The organism is Streptomyces sp. GbtcB6, assembly GCF_019091475.1.
Taxonomy (GTDB): domain Bacteria; phylum Actinomycetota; class Actinomycetes; order Streptomycetales; family Streptomycetaceae; genus Streptomyces; species Streptomyces hyaluromycini.
The window spans coordinates 3,093-21,182 of record NZ_JAGXJL010000003.1 but is presented as its reverse complement, the minus strand read 5'-3'; the positions used below and the strand labels follow the sequence as shown (position 1 = coordinate 21,182).

Genomic DNA, 18,090 nt, shown 5'->3' with positions numbered 1-18,090 from the left:
GCCGGGGCCCGCGGATGGTGCCGCGCAGGGGCGGGGAATTGCGCGAAATGTGATCACGCACTCACAGAAAGCGAACGCGGGCAGCGAAACCGATGGCGTACCGGACGCCCGGGCGAGCAGAATCAGCCGATGGAACCCGTCACGCTCACCACCCCTCGTCTGCTGCTGCGCGCGGTCGGCCCGCAGGACACCGACGCGGTGTACGCGGCCGTCCAGGATCCCGACATCCAGCGCTGGACGACGATTCCCTCGCCCTACCTCGCCGAGCATGCCCGGAGCTTCACGGAACAGATGGTCCCCGACGGCTGGTCCGAGGGCTCGATGTTCACCTTCGGCGTCTTCCTGCCGGCGGGGGAACTGGCCGGGATGCTCGCCCTGACCATGCGCTCCCTGGGAACGGCCGAGGCGGGTTTCTGGACCGCCAAGGAGCACCGCGGCCACGGCTACACCACCGAGGCCACCCTCGCGGCCGCCCGCTGGGCGTTCACGCGGATGGCGATCGACCGGGTCGAATGGCGTGCCGAGGTCGGCAACCACGCCTCCCGCGCGGTCGCGGAACGCGCCGGCTTCATCGTCGAGGGCACCCTCCGCTCCTCCCTCAACAACAAGGGCGTCCGACGCGACTGCTGGGTGGGCTCGCTGCTCCCGTCGGACCTGGGCCTGCCGTCGGCGGCGCCCTACCTGCCGGCCCCTGCGCAGGGCTGAAACCCCAGCTCGTGCCGGGCTGTCAGTGCCACCCTCTATCGTCCGACCCATGACGACCCTCCCGCGTCCTGCCGCCGCCCTCTCGGCGGACGAAGCCCGCCGTATCGCGCTGAAGGCACAGGGCTTCCTCGGTGCCCCCGACCGGCGCTCCGGCGTCCGGGGCGTGCTCCGCCACCTCGGCGCGGTCCAGCTCGACACCATCTCGGTCCTCGCCCGCTCCCACGAGCTCATTCCGTACGCCCGCCTCGGCCGCGTCGGCCGGGGGACGGTCGAGACCGCCTACTGGCAGGACGCGCACGCCTTCGAGTACTGGTCGCACGCGGCCTGCATCCTCCCCATCGAGGAGTGGCCGCACTTCGCCTTCCGCCGCCGCGCCTACCGCGACCGCCCGCACTGGAGCCACGATCTTCCCGACGGCGTCTACGACCAGGTCATCAAGCAGCTGCGCAGCGAGGGCCCGCTGACCGCGACGGAGTTGGGCGGCGCGAAGAAGACCAGCGAGTGGTGGGACTGGTCCGGCACCAAGGTCGCCGTGGAGCGCGCGCTGATGTACGGCGAGGTGGTGTGCGTCCAGCGGCGCGGCTGGAAGCGGGTGTACGACCTCGCCGAGCGCGCGGTCCCGGACGCGCTGCTCCACGACGAGCTGGACGACACGGAGTGCCTGCGCCGCCTGGTCCGGCTGGCCGGGCAGTCGCTGGGCGTCGGCACGCGCGCGGACATCGCCGACTACCACCGGCTCAAGGGCGAGCAGGTCGACGCGGTGATCGCCGACTCGGGTCTGGTCCCGGTGGAGGTGGAGGGCTGGGGGAAGCCCGCCTGGGCGGACCCGGCGGCCCTGGCCACGCCCCCGCGGGGCCGGCACCGTACGACCCTGCTCTCCCCGTTCGACTCCCTGATCTGGGACCGGGCGCGCACGGAGCGGATCTTCGGCTTCACCCACCGCCTGGAGGCGTACGTCCCGAAGCCGAAGCGGGTGTACGGCTACTACGCGATGCCGGTGCTGGCCGGCGGCCGGCTCGTGGGCCGGGTGGACCCGGCGCGCGAGGCGGGCGGCATCCTGGTGGCCCGCCAGGTCACGCTGGACGGCCCGAAGGCGGTCCCGGCGGTGGCGGAGGCGCTGGTCGAGGCGGCGAGCTGGGTGGACTGCACGACGGTGCGCGTGGAGCGCGTGGACGCCCCCGAGCTGCGCGAGCCGCTCCTCAAGGAAGTGACCCGCGCCCTGATCGCCGCGCTGCGCTGACCGGCGCCCGCGCCCGCGGCCTCAGCGGATTTCGAGGATCTTCTCCCGCATCGCGTAGACCACCGCCTCCATCCTGGAGTGCAGCTGCAGCTTCTCCAGGATGTTGCGCACATGGTTCTTCACGGTGTTCTCGGAGATGAACAACTCCTTCGCGATGTCGCGGTTGTTCATCCCCGTGGCGACCAGCTTGAGCACTTCGAGTTCACGGTCGGTGAGCCGCGGCGCCGGCACCAGCCGGCGCTCGTCGGTCCGCTGGATCATCGACTTGAACTCGGTGAGGAGTTTCGACGCCATGGACGGGCTGATCTGCGACTGCCCGTCGGCCACCGCGCGAATGGCGGTGGCCACCTCGTCGGTGGAGATCTCCTTGAGGAGGTATCCGGTCGCGCCCGCCTTGATCGCGTCGTAGAGATCGGCCTCTTCGTCGCTGATCGTCAGCATGATGATCTTCGCGCTGGGTGCGACCTCCTTGATGGAGGTACAGGCCTCGATGCCGCCGCGCTTGGGCATCCGGACGTCCATCAGCACGATGTCGGGCAGCAGGTCCGCGGCCTTGTCGACAGCCTCCGCGCCGTCACCCGCCTCCCCGACGACCTGGATGTCCTCCTCGGCGGCGAGCACGATCTCCAGTCCGCGGCGGAAGAGGGCATGGTCGTCGACGACAAGGACTCTGATCGGTTCCTTGCGTGGAGTACCGCCCGCGTCCGGGCCCATGCCGACGACGCCGTCGGCATCGCCGTCCTGCATCGGTCCGAAGCTGTCCGCCATCGTTCCTCCCCCTGAAGGCTGTGGCCTGTGGTGCTGTGCCATCCCGCCAACCCAAGGCAACGGCCCACCGGTTGGGCCGTTGCGGCCATGATTCCATGCCCAGGCGACAACGCGGTGACGGAGCGGGGCGCGAAGTGGTTGCACACCGGTGCCCCTGGGGGCGCACGGCGCTTCCAGGGGCACCGGCTCAGCTGCCGGCCGGGCGGGTCAGCCGCCCAGCGTGCCTCCCGCCGCGGGAGGTTGCGCCTGGGTGACCATCGGGTCCGTGCTGAGGTGGATGACGCCGTAGTCGTACGCGTGCCGCCGGTAGACGACACTCGGCTCCTTGGTCTCGGAGTCGACGAACAGGTAGAAGTCGTGGCCGACCAGTTCCATCTCGTAGAGGGCCTGGTCGAGGCTCATCGGGGAGGCGACGTGGGTCTTCTCGCGGACGACGAGGGGGCCTTCGCCCTTCACTTCCAGGGAGCCCATCTTCTTGGTGGGCACGCCGTCGGGCTCTTCCTCCTGGACGGGATAGCCGTTCCCGTTGAGCGTCGCCGCGCCCGGGACGTGGTCGGGGACCTCGGCGGCCGAGATCCGCCGTGCGCCACGGCGCGAGAACCGCTTGTCGTGCTGCTTGCGCAACCGCGCGTCCAGCTTCTCCGCCGCCAGGTCGAGTGCCGCGTACGGGTCACTGGCCGCTGCCTCCGCCCGGATCACCGGACCGCGGGAGCGGAGCGTGATCTCCACTCGGTCGCAACGGTCGGCCTGTCGGGGGTTGGGCTCCTTGGACACCTCGACGTCGAGGCTGATCACCTTGCCGTCGAGCTTCTGGATCTTCTCCAGCTTCAGCTTCTCGGCCACGTGCTTGCGGAACCGCTCGGGCACCTCGGTCTTGCGGCCCTTGACGACGATGTCCACGCAGAACTCCGTTCCCGGATCACTCCGCTGCACTGCGGAGCATCTCCCTTTTGCACCCAGCTCCGGTGAACCCCGGAGCCTCGGACTCGGCGACTTCACCTCCTCCTCCCCCATGGGCAAGATCTGCACCCCAGCACCGCGATGATTACGGAAAACCCGCGGCACGGCATTCGGATTGGAGAGACATGGCCTGCGGCTTTCTCCCTCACAACCGAACATATCTCGCCCGGACGGATGTCGTCACCCTCTACTGATGCGTACCTCCATTCAGGTGAATTGACCCTGTCACTACCTGCAACGTTGTACGTTCACGGTCAGTTCCGGTTCATTTCGAAAGAATCCGGTGCGGCCGCGATCACAGCCGCACGGACCGGCCCCGCGAGGCCGTTCACCTCGGCCATTCCCGGTGCGTCCCGTGTCCACTTCGCCCGCTCTTCCCGCGATCCGGCCTGCTGTTCCTCCCTTCCTTCCCAAGCCGCGCGCCGATACACGGCCGTTGTTCCCTCTCCTGCCCCTCCGGCCCCCGTGGCCTCCCGTACCGCACGCGCCGCCTCCGCGAGGGTGGCGCCCGTGGTGACGAGGTCGTCGACCAGGACGACACGGCCCCCGGCGAGCAGCCGGGCACCGCCCGCCGTCACCTCCAGCGCACCCGCGAGATTCGCGAACCGCTGCCGGGAGTTGAGCCCCGTCTGGTCGGCCACGGCCCGCCGCTGCCGCAGCACCGGGGCCACCCGCGCCGAGCTCCCGGCACGCCGTAGCTCCGCGGCCGCCGCGAGAGCGATCCGCCGCACCGGATCATGCCCTCGCGCCCGCACGGCCCACGGCGCGGACGGCACCGGGACGAGCAGCACGGGTCCGGGGACGGCGGCGCCACCCGCCGTACCGTTCCACGAGGCGACGATCCGCACGGTCCGGCCGTCCCGGAGCCCGGCCCGCACCGCTCCCGCCAGCGCCGCGCCCAGCGCCCCGGCGAGCGCCAGCGCACCGCGCTCCTTGTGGGCGAGGAGAGCCGCCCTTACCTCGTCCGCGTAAGGCGCCGCCGCGTACACCGCCGGCAGCCCGGGCGGCTCCGGCACCGGTCGCACCCGGCGCGGTACGGCCCCGCTCAGGGCGGCACGGCACTCGGCACAGAGCACCGTGCGAGGCGTCCCACAGCCTCCGCACTCGGCCGGTAGCACCAGGTCGGTGAGGTCCTGCCACCACCCCCGCATGTGCCCACTGTGCCAATGACCGGCCGGACCGGCCACCCCTGTGGACAACCGCCTGTGGACAACTCCACGCGACACGCACAGCACGTCACCCACACGGGTGAGGAAGCCCTTGTCGTAAGCCGGTGCTGTACCCGAGAACAGTCGCCCGAGGCGCACAACGGCTACCGCACCCCGCCGTCCGCCACCCGGCCCCCAGACGCCAGACACCAGACACCAGACACCAGACACGGAAAACGACCGTCCCGTCGGCTCGACACCGGACCGGGACGGCCGCTCACGCACGGCCCGGGGCTCAGCCCGGATAGACCGGCGCCGACCCGTCCTTGACCACCTTCTGCCACTGGTCACCGGACGGCAGCCGGACGATCCCGTCGTCCTGCGAGTCGGCCACCAGCGGCACCGCGTCGTCCTCGGACGCGGCGATCGCCAGGACGCCCGTGAGCGCCGCGGGCGCCGGCCCGTCCGGTGTGGAGCCGTCGACCTGGACGTACCGCGTCTGCTGCACACCGCCCTGCTCGCGCCCGACCACCACGAGCCGGCTGTCCCCGGCCCAGGACATCGCGGTGACCTCCTCGGAGCCGGGGGTGGCGGAGTGCAGTTCGAGGACCGAAACCTCCTGCTGGTCATCGGACTTGGTGCGCTCGATCCGCCCGACGAGCAGCGACTGCTTGCCGTCCTTCTCGACGACGAGCGCGATCCGCACCCCGTCCGCGGCGACCCGCACGTCCTCGATACGGCCGTTCAGTTCGGGGATCTGCACGGCCAGCGGCTGGCCCACGCCCTGCGCCAGCATGTACAGCTGCGGCTTCGCGGGGTTCCGGTCGGCCACCCACAGGTCGCCGCGGGCGTCCCAGCTCGGCGCCGTCAGCCGGTCGTCCTCGGTCGCACCGTGACTGGTCAGCACCGCGTTGCCCAGCGAACCGGCCGACGCGAGCGAGGTGACGTACAGCGACCTGCCGTCGCTGCTGACCCCGGCCGCGGTCCGCTCGTCGCGGGCGACCGCCACCGACCGCAGCGGCTTGGTGCCCGCGCCGAACGGGCCCGGTACGGCGACCGCGCTGGTACCGGTGCCGCCGGTCGTCATCCGCACCAGCCGGTGTTTGCCGTCGAGGAAGTACAGGTAGTCGGGGTGCTTGGTGGAGGCCCGCCAGGCGATGGCCTCGGCCTGCTCCTCGTCGGCGTCGCACATGTGGGAGCCGCTGACGGACTGCACCGCGACCGAGTCCACGGTGGGCGTCAGGTTCCGCAGCGTGAAGAGCAACTGGGTCGCCATCTCGTTGCACATGGCCGAGCCGATCCGGGACGCCTTGACGTTCAGCGGCACCGTGACCTGGTTCTGGTCGTCCGGGGCCAGCCCGGACACGCCCTTCTTCAGCGTCGTACCCGTCGGGAAACTCGACCGGACCACCGGGCCGAGCCAGGTGGTGGGACCCTTGAGCAGCGAACGCACCAGCTGGGTCGTCGGGTCCACGCTGCTGCGCACGAAAACGGGATCGGCGACCGCCACCGGCTGCCCGGTCTCCTCGGCCGACGTGTCCGAAGCGAAGTAGTACTTGTCGACGGACGTGTAGTTGCGCTGGAAGTCGGACTTGCCCATCACGACACCCTGCGGCAGCGAGTCGATCCGCCACTGCCCGCTCTTGGCGTCCTTGGTCAGATGCACCGTTTTGCGGTACGCCCCGTCCGCGGGCGTGTACGCCTGCTGGGCGTCGACGGTGGCCACCCGGCTGCCCTGGAACGTGTAGGTGATGGCGTCGGTGCCCTCCCGGGTCGCCGGACGCGGGTCCGTCTGGATGCTCGGCCCGTTCGCCAGCACCGTGGTCTGCGACTCCGGCTGCCAGGTCTTCGCGGCGGCCTTGGTCAGATACTTGCGCGCCGTGTCGTAGTTCGGATCGTCACTGGTCAGGGCCTCCAGGAAACCCTGCACGATCTCCGTGGCCGAGGCGTCCTGCTGCGGCGGTATGGCGAACACCCGCACCTGTGTGTCCTGCCGCGGCGTGGACTCGACGTCCCGCAGGTCGCCGCTGTCCGGCATGGAGGCACAGCCCGCCAGCAGTACGGCCCCACAGGCGGCGTACGCCACCGCGCGCGCCGGTCTGCGCCGAGCGCTCCCCTCGCGGTCAGCGCCCACGAAATGCCTCCCCTGGCTTGTTCGACTCGTCCGCCCCGCCGGCCTGACCGGTCTCGGGCGTGCCCTCCTGACGCCGTGCGCCCTGGGCCGGGCGGGGCACCACGCGCGCGCCGTTGCCGGGCAGCGCGGTCGGGTCGGCGGCGGGCGCCCCGGCGGCCAGCCGCTGCTGCATCGGCGCGAGCGGCGACGCCTGGCCGCCGGGCTGCACCGGTACCGTCGCCCGCTTGTCCTCGCCGCCGCCCGGCGGTCCGGCACCGTCGAGCCCCCGGTTGCGCCGGGAGTCCTTGGGCTCCAGGGGTATCGGCGAGCCCCGCAGCGGCTCGTCCGCCGTCCTGGGGAGCGTCAGCCGGAACTGCGAGCCGCCGCCCGGTTCCCCCCACGCCTGCAACCAGCCGCCGTGCAGCCGCGCGTCCTCCAGGGCGATCGACAACCCCAGGCCGGTACCCCCGGTGGTACGCGCGCGTGCGGGGTCGGCCCGCCAGAAGCGGCTGAACACCCGGGTCGCCTCGCCCGGCTTGAGCCCGATGCCGTAGTCGCGCACCGCGACCGCGACCGCGCCGCCGGCCGCCGCCAGCTTGACGACGACGTCCTTGCCCTCGCCGTGCTCGACTGCGTTGACGACGAGGTTGCGAAGTACCCGCTCCACCCGCCGGGCGTCCGCCTCGGCCACCACGGGCTGCAGGTCGCCGACCACGCGTATGTGCGTGCCCTTGCGGTCCGCGAGCGGCTCGGCCCCGCTGACCACCCGCCGCACGACCTCCCTGAGGTCTATCGGCTCGGCCTCCAGCGCCGCCGCGCCCGCGTCGAACCGGCTGATCTCCAGCAGGTCGGCGAGCAGCGACTCGAACCGGTCCACCTGGTCGGCGAGCAGTTCCGCGGACCGCGCGGTCACCGGGTCGAAGTCCTCGCGTGCCTCGTGGATGACGTCCGCGGCCATCCGGACGGTCGTCAACGGCGTCCGCAGTTCGTGCGATACGTCGGACACGAACCGGCGCTGCATCCGCGACAGGTCCTCCAGCTGCTGGATCTTCAGCTGGAGGTTCTGCGCCATCTTGTTGAAGGCTTCGCCGAGCCGCGCGATGTCGTCCTCACCGGTGACCTTCATGCGCTCCTGGAGCCGCCCCGCCGACAGCCGCTCGGCGATCCCGGCCGCCATCCGCACAGGCGTGACGACCTGGCGCACCACGAGCCAGGCGATGGCCCCGAGGAGTACGACGACGAACAGTCCGGCGGTCGCCAGCGTGCCCTTCACCAGGCTGAGGGACTTCTCCTCCTGGGTGAGCGGGAAGAGGTAGTACAGCTCGTACGGGTCGTTGTTCGGGTCGTTGACCTGCTTGCCGATGACCAGAGCGGGCTGCGACTCCTTGTCGTCCGTGTAGATGATCCGCGTGTAGCTCTGCGCGGCAGTGGTACTGCCGTTGATCCGCGTGCGCAGGTCGTCGGGCACGCTGGCCGTCGGGTCGACCTGCCCGGAGGCCCGCGGCCCGCGACCGCCGCCGCCGTTGTTGTCGCCCGCGGGCAGTGTCACCACGTCGAAGGCGCCCTGGCCACCGCTGGACAGGGACTCCACGAGGTCGCTCATCCACGAGGTGAGGTTCTGCGGCTGCCGTCCGTCCGCCGTCGCGGTGGTGTCACCGGCGCCGGTCGCGGCCTCGTCGGCCTTCTGCTTGGCCACCGCGAAACCGCCGGTGGCCTGGCTCTGCGAGGCCTTCACCTTGGCGTCCAGCAGGCCGTTGCGCACCTGCCCGATGACGACGAAGCCGAGCAGCAGTACGACGCCCAGCGACATCAGCAGGGTCGTGACGACGACCTTGAGCTGGATGTTGCGCCGCCACAGCCGCATGACCGGCAGCAGCGGCCGCCGCACCCAGCGCATGAACAGGCGCAGCACCGGGCTGCCCTGAACCCCGCCCTGGAGCAGTCCGCCCTCGAAGAGCAACCGCCAGCGCTTCGCGAGCCGTTTCACGCCGACAGGCCGCTCCGGGCGGTCCCCGGACCGGCCGGGGGCCGAAGCGGCACTGTCCCCGGACATGTCAGCTCGGTCCCGCCTTGTATCCGACACCACGGACGGTCACCACGATCTCCGGCCGCTCCGGGTCCTTCTCGACCTTGGAGCGCAGCCGCTGGACGTGAACGTTGACAAGACGGGTGTCCGCCGCGTGCCGGTAGCCCCAGACCTGCTCGAGGAGCACCTCACGCGTGAACACCTGCCACGGCTTGCGGGCGAGCGCGACCAGCAGGTCGAACTCCAGCGGGGTCAGCGCGATCGACTGCCCGTCCCGCTTCACCGAGTGCCCGGCCACGTCGATGACCAGGTCACCTATGGCGAGCTGCTCCGGCGCCGGCTCTTCCGACCTCCGCAGCCTGGCCCGGATCCGGGCCACCAGCTCCTTCGGCTTGAACGGCTTCACGATGTAGTCGTCCGCGCCCGACTCCAGGCCCACGACCACATCGACGGTGTCGCTCTTCGCCGTGAGCATCACGATCGGCACCCCGGACTCCGCCCTGATCAGGCGGCACACCTCGATACCGTCCCGACCGGGCAGCATCAGGTCCAGGAGCACCAGGTCGGGCTTGGTCTCACGGAAAGCGGCCAGCGCCTTGTCGCCGTCGGCTACGAAAGACGGCTCAAAACCTTCACCACGCAGCACGATGCCGAGCATCTCGGCCAGTGCGGTGTCGTCGTCGACGACAAGGACTCGTCCCTTCATAAACGACATCATCCCATTAGCTAATCGTTACCTGGCGTGACCTGGCACACAGCTCGGCAAGTGCCTCAGCCGTCACGGGCGAAACGGCGCCTTCCTCGGTGACGATCGCCGTCACCAACTCGGGCGGCGTCACGTCGAACGCCGGGTTGTACGCCTGGGTCCCCAGGGGTGCCACCGGAATCCCGCCTCCCGCTCCCGCCACCGGCACCTGTGGTGCTGTGACCTCGGTCACCTCGTATCCGGGGCGCTGTTCGACCTCGATGGATGCCCCGTCCGGTGTCTCCGGATCAACCGTCGTCACCGGCGCCACCACGATGAACGGAACATGGTGGTACCGCGCGAGCACCGCGAGCGGATAGCTCCCCACCTTGTTCGCCACCGATCCGTCGGCCGCGATCCGGTCCGCCCCGATCAGCACCGCGTCCACCTCCCCCGCCGCGAACAGCGAACCGGCCGCGTTGTCGGTGAGCAAGGTGTACGCCATGCCGCTGCGAGCCGCCTCGTATGCCGTCAGGCGAGCACCTTGCAGCAACGGACGCGTTTCGTCCACCCAGAGCCGTCGCAACCGCCCCGCCCGATGGGCCTGGAGCGCCACCGCGAACGCCGTGCCCTCCCCTCCCGACACCAGCGAACCGGTGTTGCAGTGGGTCAGGATCCGGTGCCCTCCGCCGGGCAGCAACTCGTCCAGCAGCGCCAGCCCGTGCTCGGCCATCCGGGCGCTGGCCTCGGCATCCTCCCGGTGCAGAGCCCGCGCCGCAACCAGCGCCGCCGCGGCCGCCGCCCCGGTGTCACCGCCACCGGCCAGAGCGGACCGGTACGCCGACACCGCCCTGCGCACCCCGACGGACAGATTCACCGCCGTCGGCCGGGCACCCGACAGCGCCACCGCGGCCTCGTCCACATCGAAGCCCCTCGCGGCGGCGAGCGCGACGCCGTACGCCCCCGCTATCCCGAGCAACGGCGCACCGCGCACCGCGAGCGAACGGATCGCCTCCACCAGCGCCGGCGCGTCCGTGCACACCAGCTCGACCTCCTCGCTCGGCAGTCTGGTCTGGTCGAGAAGGATCACGACAGGACCTTCGGGCGGCTCCTCCCACCGGATCACTGGCATTCCCGTCGGCCGCTTGTCCCCACCGGTTCGCGCGTACTGATCAGCCATGCCGCCAGTCTGCCCCGTATCCGGCGGACAATTGAAGGTGCGCAGCCTCTACCGCGGCCGGTCACTGGGCGCCCACCCCATGGCACGATGGCAGCCAACCTGCCGCCGCGACCGCGGACGGGCACCGTGAAGGAGCTTCGATGAACGACACTCCGGGCTGGGCCTCGCCCGGATCCGCCCCGTCCGACGGGCGGGAACCCGGCGCGTCCGCCCCTGCCGACCGCCCCGTCCCCGCAGGGCCTGCCGAACAGCCCGCCGATCAGCCGGGTCCGGATCCACAGGGCCCCGGCTCGCAGTGGTCCAGGGAGCAGCCGCCGCCCGGCCAGTGGTCCACGCCCACCGGCGCCCCGGCACCAGGCCAGGCACCGCCGCCCCCACCCCCCGGCCCCGGCTGGGGCGGCCAGCCCCCCGGCGGCGGTTACGGGGGCCCCGGCGGGCCTGGCGGATACGGAGGCCCCGGCGGATACGGCCCGCCCGGCGGATACGGAGCCTGGGGCGGCGGCTGGGGCGGCCCCCCGCCCGCCGCCAAACCCGGCGTGATCCCGCTCCGCCCACTCGGCGTCGGCGAGATCCTCGACGGCGCCGTCTCCACCATGCGCACCTACTGGCGCACGGTCCTCGGCATCTCGCTGACGGTCGCCGTCGTCACCGAGGTCGCGGTGATCCTCCTCCAGGGCCTCGTCCTGAACGACACCGAGACCACCGACGCCCTCAACGACCCGAGCGCCTCCCTCACCGAGATCAGCCGCGCCGCGGGAGAGGTCGCGCTCAGCTCGGGCGCCGTCCTGCTGATCACCCTGGTCGGCACCATCATCGCGACAGCCCTGCTGACGACCGTCACCAGCCGCGCCGTGCTCGGCAAGTCCGTCACCATCGGCGAGGCCTGGCGCGACGCCCGCCCGCAGGTCCTCAAGCTGTTCGGCCTCATCATCCTGACCGGGCTCATCGCGGTCGGCATCCTGCTCGTCGGCGCACTGCCCGGCATCGTCGTCGCGATCGCCGGCGGCCCCGGAGGCGCCATCGCCGCCCTGCTCGTCCTCGGCATCCTCGCCGGTGTCGTCGTCACCGTGTGGCTGATGGTCCGCTTCTCCCTGGCCTCGCCCGCCCTGATGCTGGAGAAGCAGAGCATCACCAAGTCTCTGGGCCGCTCCACCAAGCTCGTCCGCGGCTCCTGGTGGCGGGTCTTCGGCATCCAGTTCCTCGCCTCGATCATCGCCAACATCGTCTCGTCGCTCGCCGTGGTCCCCTTCACCCTGATCGGGGCCTACAGCAGCGGCCACGGCCTGACCGGCTTCCTCGAGAACACCAACGCCGACTACGGCTGGACGTTCCTCATCATCACCGGGATCGGCTCGGTGATCGGCTCCATGCTCACCTTCCCGATCAACGCGGGCGTCACCGTGCTCCTCTACATCGACCAGCGCATCCGCCGCGAGGCCCTCGATCTCGAACTGGCCCGCGCCGCCGGTGTCGAGAACTACGGTGCCGGCACCCCCGGCACCGTCCCGGGGAGCTGATGCGGTGAGTCCGACGGGGGGAATCACAGCGGTGCCCGCAGCACTGCCACGCGCCGCCGACGAGGCCGTACGAGGCCTGCTGCGGGCCCGGGACACCGCCCTGCTGTCGCTGACCGGCTCGGGCGACCAACCGCCCGTGACCATCCCCCGCGACCCCGCGCGGGAAGCGGCACGGCGTGAACTGTCCAAGCGGATGTACCACGAGAACGACCCCGGGCTGTTCCAGCGCGCCCTGAACGCCGTCCTCGACTGGGTGGACCGCCTCCTCGCCGCCGCCGCGTCCGCGACGCCCGGAGGCGCACTGGGCCTGGTCGTCGTGGTCCTGGCCGTCATCGCCGTCCTGGGTGCCCTGTGGTGGCGCCTGGGCACCCCCCGCCGCCAACCCGCCTCCACCGCCGCCCTGTTCGACGACCGCCCCCGCAGCGCCGCAGAACACCGCGCAGCCGCCGAGGCACACGCCGCCCAGGGCCACTGGAACCAGGCCCTCCAGGAACGCATGCGCGCCGTCGTCCGCGCCCTGGAGGAACGCGCCCTGCTCGACGTCCGCCCCGGCCGCACCGCCGACGAGGCCGCCGCCGAAGCCGGCCGCGTCCTGCCCGCCCACACCGACCGGCTGCGCGCCGCCGCCCGGGAGTTCGACGACGTGACGTACGGCGGCCGCAGGGCGACCCAGGCGTCGTACGACCGCATCGCCGACCTCGACCGCGACCTGGAACGCACCAAGCCGGTCCTCGCCAGCAGCGCCCACAGCACGGCCCACAACACCCGCCAGGGAGCCGCCGAATGACCACCGGCGTGGCCGCCCTCCCGACCACCTCCACCGCGCCCACCACCCGTCAGGTGTGGACCCGCACCCGGGGCATCGTCCTCGCCGTGGTGCTCGTCCTCGCCGGGGCCGTCGCCATCGCCGTCATCCGCTCCGACAGCAGGCACGGCGACCTCGACCCGCGCTCCGCCGACCCCTACGGCAGCCGCGCCGTCGCCGAACTCCTCGCCGACCGAGGCGTGGACACCCGCGTGGTCACCACACTCGCCGAGGCACGCGCCGCGGCCGGCCGCGACACCACCCTTCTCGTCGCCGTCCCGGACCTGCTGACCCCGCATCAGCAGTCCCAGCTGCAGGCGTCGACGGCCCGGTCGGGCGGCCGCACCGTCCTGGTCGCCGCCGGCAGCTCGTCCGTCGAACGGCTCGCCCCCGGCGTCACCGCCGACCCCGCCACCAGCATCAGGTCCACACTCGACCCCCACTGCACCCTGGCCGCGGCCCGGCGGGCGGGCAGCGCCGACACCGGTGGCATCCGCTACACCACCACCCATCTCGACGCCGACACCTGCTACCCCAGCCAGCGCCTGGCCACGCTGCTCCGCATCCCCGCGGCCTCCGGAAACGGAGACACCGTCGTCCTCGGCGCGCCCGACATCCTGCTCAACGACCGCCTCGACAAGCAGGGCAACGCCTCGCTCACCCTCCAACTCCTCGGCTCCCGCCCCCATCTGGTCTGGTACCTCCCCTCGCTCTCCGACGCCACGGCCACCGGTACCGGCGACCAGAAATCCCTGTTCGACCTGCTCCCGTCCGGCTGGCTCTGGGGCACACTGCAGCTCTTCATCGCCGCAGCCCTCGCCGCCTTCTGGCGGGCACGCCGACTCGGCCCCCTCGTGCCCGAGAATCTCCCCGTGGCGATCCGTGCCTCCGAAACCGTCGAAGGCCGCGCCCGCCTCTACCGCAAGGCGAACGCCCGCGACCGCGCGGCCGCCGCTCTTCGCTCCACCGCTCGCACCCGCCTCGCCCCCCTCGTAGGCGTCCCCGTCTCCCAGGCACACGCGCCCGAGGCCCTGCTCCCCGCCCTGTCCGCGCACCTCCATGGCGACGGACAGGCCCTGCAGGCCCTGCTCTTCGGACCGCCGCCCGGCGACGACGCGGCCCTCATCGCCCTCACCGACCAGCTTGACGCCCTCGAAGGAGAGGTACGCCGTCCATGATGGACCCGACCACTGACAACGCCGGGAACACCGGGAACCCGGCCGACGCCCGGGCCTCCCTGGAGGCCCTGCGCGCGGAGATCGCCAAAGCCGTGGTCGGCCAGGACCCCGCCGTGACCGGCCTCGTCGTCGCTCTCCTCTGCCGCGGACACGTTCTCCTTGAAGGAGTCCCCGGAGTCGCCAAAACGTTGCTCGTCCGCGCCCTCGCATCCGCACTCGAACTGGACACCAAGCGCGTCCAGTTCACCCCCGACCTCATGCCGAGCGACGTCACGGGGTCCCTCGTCTACGACACCCGCACCGCCGAGTTCTCCTTCCAGCCCGGCCCGGTCTTCACCAACCTCCTCCTCGCGGACGAGATCAACCGCACCCCGCCCAAGACCCAGTCGTCCCTCCTCGAAGCCATGGAGGAACGCCAGGTCACCGTCGACGGCATCCCGCGTCTTCTCCCCGATCCGTTCCTGGTCGCGGCAACCCAGAACCCCGTCGAGTACGAGGGCACCTACCCCCTCCCCGAAGCCCAACTCGACCGATTCCTCCTCAAACTGACGATCCCTCTCCCTTCCCGCCAGGACGAGATCGCCGTCCTCACCCGCCACGCCGAGGGCTTCAACCCGCGCGACCTGCGCGCCGCCGGCCTACGCCCCGTCGCAGGCCCCGCCGACCTCGAAGCCGCGCGCTCGGCGGTCGCAAAGACGACCGTCTCCCCCGAGATCACCGCCTACGTGGTCGACATCTGCCGCGCCACCCGCGAGTCCCCGTCCCTCACCCTCGGCGTCTCCCCGCGTGGCGCCACCGCCCTCCTGGCCACCTCGCGTGCCTGGGCCTGGCTGACCGGCCGCGACTACGTCATCCCCGACGACGTCAAGGCCCTCGCCCTGCCCACTCTCCGCCACCGCGTCCAACTCCGCCCCGAGGCCGAGATGGAGGGCGTGACCGCCGACTCCGTCATCAACGCGATCCTCGCCCACGTCCCGGTTCCCCGCTGATGCCCCTCACCGGACGCGCCGCCCTCATCGCGGCAATCGGATCGATCCCCATCGGCATCTGGGGACCGAGCTGGACGGGCATCCTCGCCGTCGACGGCCCACTGGTGCTGGCCTGCGCCTGCGACTTCGCCCTGGCGGCCCCGGTACGACGCCTCGCGCTGACCCGCTCCGGCGACACGTCCGCCCGCCTGGGCGAGACCGCGGACGTCACCCTCACGGTGACCAACCCGTCCCGGCGCCCGCTCCGCGCTCGCCTCAGGGACGGCTGGCCGCCCAGCAGCTGGCAGCCGGGCACGGAGGTCGAGGGCTCACGCCACCGCCTTGACGTCCCCCCTGGCGAACGCCGACGCGTCACGACCCGCCTGCGCCCCACCCGCCGCGGCGACCGCCAGGCGGACCGCGTCACCATCCGCTCCTACGGCCCCCTCGGCCTGTTCTCCCGCCAGGGCGGCCACAAAGTGCCCTGGACTGTACGGGTTCTGCCCCCCTTCACCAGCCGGAAGCATCTGCCGTCGAAACTCGCCCGATTGCGTGAACTCGACGGCCGCACCAGCGTCCTGACACGAGGCGAGGGCACGGAATTCGACAGCCTGCGCGAGTACGTCCCCGGCGACGACACCCGCTCCATCGACTGGCGCGCCACAGCACGGCAGTCGGCGGTCGCGGTACGCACCTGGCGTCCCGAACGCGACCGGCACATCCTCCTCGTCCTCGACACCGGCCGCACCTCCGCCGGCCGAGTCGGCGACGCCCCCCGCCTGGACGCCTCCATGGACGCGGCACTCCTCCTCGCGGCCCTCGCGTCCCGCGCGGGCGACCGGGTGGATCTCCTCGCCTACGACCGCCGGGTCCGCGCTCTCGTCCAGGGCCGCGCCGCAGGTGACGTCCTCCCGTCCCTGGTCAACGCGATGGCCACACTGGAGCCCGAGCTTGTCGAAACGGACGCCCGCGGACTCACCGCCACCGCGCTGCGTACGGCTCCACGCCGTTCCCTGATCGTCCTGCTCACGACACTCGACACAGCCCCGGTCGAGCAGGGTTTGCTTCCCGTGCTCTCCCAGCTGACCCAACGCCATACGGTTCTACTCGCCTCAGTGGCCGACCCGCATGTCGCCCGCATGGCGACGGCTCGCGGAAACGCCGACGCCGTGTACGAGGCAGCGGCGGCCGCACAGGCCCAGAGCGAACGGCATCGGACCGCGGAGCAACTCCGCCGGCACGGCGTGACTGTCGTGGACGCGACGCCTGATGATCTCGCTCCTGCTTTGGCGGATGCGTACCTGGCCTTGAAGGCGGCGGGCCGGCTCTGATTCCCGGACGCCGGGCGGCGGACCGGGCCCTTAAACGCGAAAGAGCCCCACACCGTAAGGTGTGGGGCTCTTTCCTAATATTTGTTCGGCGGTGTCCTACTCTCCCACAGGGTCCCCCCTGCAATACCATCGGCGCTGTAAGGCTTAGCTTCCGGGTTCGGAATGTAACCGGGCGTTTCCCTCACGCTATGACCACCGAAACACTATGAAACTGTCGAACCTTGCCGCACCACGCCGTGACCGGACGTGGGGCCGTTCGTGGTTTCAGAACCAACACAGTGGACGCGAGCAACTGAGGACAAGCCCTCGGCCTATTAGTACCGGTCACCTCCACCCATTACTGGGCTTCCAGATCCGGCCTATCAACCCAGTCGTCTACTGGGAGCCTTACCCCATCAAGTGGGTGGGAATACTCATCTCGAAGCAGGCTTCCCGCTTAGATGCTTTCAGCGGTTATCCCTCCCGAACGTAGCCAACCAGCCATGCCCTTGGCAGAACAACTGGCACACCAGAGGTTCGTCCGTCCCGGTCCTCTCGTACTAGGGACAGCCCTTCTCAATATTCCTGCGCGCGCAGCGGATAGGGACCGAACTGTCTCACGACGTTCTAAACCCAGCTCGCGTACCGCTTTAATGGGCGAACAGCCCAACCCTTGGGACCGACTCCAGCCCCAGGATGCGACGAGCCGACATCGAGGTGCCAAACCATCCCGTCGATATGGACTCTTGGGGAAGATCAGCCTGTTATCCCCGGGGTACCTTTTATCCGTTGAGCGACGGCGCTTCCACAAGCCACCGCCGGATCACTAGTCCCGACTTTCGTCCCTGCTCGACCCGTCGGTCTCACAGTCAAGCTCCCTTGTGCACTTACACTCAACACCTGATTGCCAACCAGGCTGAGGGAACCTTTGGGCGCCTCCGTTACTCTTTAGGAGGCAACCGCCCCAGTTAAACTACCCATCAGACACTGTCCCTGATCCGGATCACGGACCCAGGTTAGACATCCAGCACGACCAGACTGGTATTTCAACGACGACTCACCGTGAACTGGCGTCCACGTTTCAAAGTCTCCCAGCTATCCTACACAAGCCGAACCGAACACCAATATCAAACTGTAGTAAAGGTCCCGGGGTCTTTCCGTCCTGCTGCGCGAAACGAGCATCTTTACTCGTAGTGCAATTTCACCGGGCCTATGGTTGAGACAGTCGAGAAGTCGTTACGCCATTCGTGCAGGTCGGAACTTACCCGACAAGGAATTTCGCTACCTTAGGATGGTTATAGTTACCACCGCCGTTTACTGGCGCTTAAGTTCTCAGCTTCGCCCCACCGAAATGGAGCTAACCGGTCCCCTTAACGTTCCAGCACCGGGCAGGCGTCAGTCCGTATACATCGCCTTACGGCTTCGCACGGACCTGTGTTTTTAGTAAACAGTCGCTTCTCGCTGGTCTCTGCGGCCACCCCCAGCTC

Annotated in this window: 14 protein-coding genes and 2 rRNA genes (1 of these 16 cut by a window edge); 7 read left to right on the top strand and 9 right to left on the bottom strand. The window is 70.6% G+C overall.

All coding sequences use genetic code 11. The features are described 5' to 3' along the window. Positions 1–129 precede the first annotated feature (129 nt). Positions 130–705 carry a GNAT family N-acetyltransferase gene (locus KVT45_RS05410; RefSeq protein ID WP_217545338.1) on the top strand — a complete coding sequence of 192 codons (576 nt, stop codon included), beginning with the start codon at positions 130–132 and terminating at the stop codon, positions 703–705. Positions 706–754: 49 nt separating this feature from the next. Next, the gene (locus tag KVT45_RS05405) at positions 755–1,945 is read left to right on the top strand and encodes a winged helix-turn-helix domain-containing protein (protein WP_217545337.1); all 1,191 of its coding nucleotides are present in this window, start codon (positions 755–757) and stop codon (positions 1,943–1,945) included. A 21-nt stretch (positions 1,946–1,966) separates the two neighbouring features. Here KVT45_RS05405 and KVT45_RS05400 read toward each other — a convergent pair whose 3' ends face one another. The 7 genes from KVT45_RS05400 to mtnA all read right to left on the bottom strand — a co-directional run bounded on the left by KVT45_RS05400 (position 1,967) and on the right by mtnA (position 10,825). After that, positions 1,967–2,713, bottom strand: a complete 747-nt coding sequence (locus tag KVT45_RS05400) for a response regulator transcription factor (RefSeq protein WP_217545336.1) — start codon at positions 2,711–2,713, stop codon at positions 1,967–1,969. A gap of 207 nt (positions 2,714–2,920) precedes the next feature. Next, positions 2,921–3,646, bottom strand: coding sequence for a ribosome-associated translation inhibitor RaiA (gene raiA, locus KVT45_RS05395; protein WP_089106564.1), 726 nt, complete (start codon positions 3,644–3,646; stop codon positions 2,921–2,923). Positions 3,647–3,927: 281 nt separating this feature from the next. Then, positions 3,928–4,824: a ComF family protein gene (locus KVT45_RS05390; RefSeq protein WP_217545335.1), complete on the bottom strand. Its 897-nt coding sequence runs from the start codon at positions 4,822–4,824 to the stop codon at positions 3,928–3,930. A gap of 292 nt (positions 4,825–5,116) precedes the next feature. Beyond that, entirely contained in the window at positions 5,117–6,955 is a 1,839-nt protein-coding gene (locus tag KVT45_RS05385) for an LpqB family beta-propeller domain-containing protein (RefSeq protein ID WP_217545334.1), read from the bottom strand. Further along, positions 6,945–8,987, bottom strand: a complete 2,043-nt coding sequence (gene mtrB, locus KVT45_RS05380; RefSeq protein ID WP_217545333.1) for an MtrAB system histidine kinase MtrB — start codon at positions 8,985–8,987, stop codon at positions 6,945–6,947. The genes KVT45_RS05385 and mtrB overlap by 11 nt, the downstream gene beginning before the upstream one ends. Before the next feature lies 1 nt (position 8,988). Beyond that, positions 8,989–9,678, bottom strand: a complete 690-nt coding sequence (gene mtrA, locus KVT45_RS05375; protein WP_015659998.1) for a two-component system response regulator MtrA — start codon at positions 9,676–9,678, stop codon at positions 8,989–8,991. Positions 9,679–9,682: 4 nt separating this feature from the next. Beyond that, positions 9,683–10,825 carry an S-methyl-5-thioribose-1-phosphate isomerase gene (gene mtnA, locus KVT45_RS05370; RefSeq protein WP_217545332.1) on the bottom strand — a complete coding sequence of 381 codons (1,143 nt, stop codon included), beginning with the start codon at positions 10,823–10,825 and terminating at the stop codon, positions 9,683–9,685. Between the two features lie 140 nt (positions 10,826–10,965). On the opposite strand from mtnA, the gene KVT45_RS05365 reads away from it, so the two are divergent. From KVT45_RS05365 to KVT45_RS05345, 5 genes are read left to right on the top strand one after another with little or no spacing between them, the layout of a single operon-like run. After that, on the top strand, positions 10,966–12,342 hold the full coding sequence (locus KVT45_RS05365) for a proline-rich domain-containing protein (RefSeq protein WP_217545331.1): 1,377 nt from the start codon (positions 10,966–10,968) through the stop codon (positions 12,340–12,342). Between the two features lie 31 nt (positions 12,343–12,373). Next, positions 12,374–13,129, top strand: coding sequence for a DUF4129 domain-containing protein (locus KVT45_RS05360; protein WP_217545330.1), 756 nt, complete (start codon positions 12,374–12,376; stop codon positions 13,127–13,129). Then, on the top strand, positions 13,126–14,325 hold the full coding sequence (locus tag KVT45_RS05355; RefSeq protein ID WP_217545329.1) for a DUF4350 domain-containing protein: 1,200 nt from the start codon (positions 13,126–13,128) through the stop codon (positions 14,323–14,325). Before KVT45_RS05360 ends, KVT45_RS05355 begins: the two co-directional genes overlap by 4 nt. Beyond that, entirely contained in the window at positions 14,325–15,314 is a 990-nt protein-coding gene (locus KVT45_RS05350) for a MoxR family ATPase (protein WP_217545766.1), read from the top strand. Before KVT45_RS05355 ends, KVT45_RS05350 begins: the two co-directional genes overlap by 1 nt. Beyond that, positions 15,314–16,624, top strand: a complete 1,311-nt coding sequence (locus tag KVT45_RS05345; RefSeq protein ID WP_217545328.1) for a DUF58 domain-containing protein — start codon at positions 15,314–15,316, stop codon at positions 16,622–16,624. Before KVT45_RS05350 ends, KVT45_RS05345 begins: the two co-directional genes overlap by 1 nt. Positions 16,625–16,707: 83 nt before the next feature. Here the strand turns inward: KVT45_RS05345 and rrf are convergent. Both rrf and KVT45_RS05335 read right to left on the bottom strand, forming a co-directional pair. Then, positions 16,708–16,824, bottom strand: a 5S ribosomal RNA gene (rrf, locus tag KVT45_RS05340). Positions 16,825–16,918: 94 nt separating this feature from the next. Further along, positions 16,919–18,090 (bottom strand): 23S ribosomal RNA (locus tag KVT45_RS05335) (it continues 1,357 nt past the right edge of the window).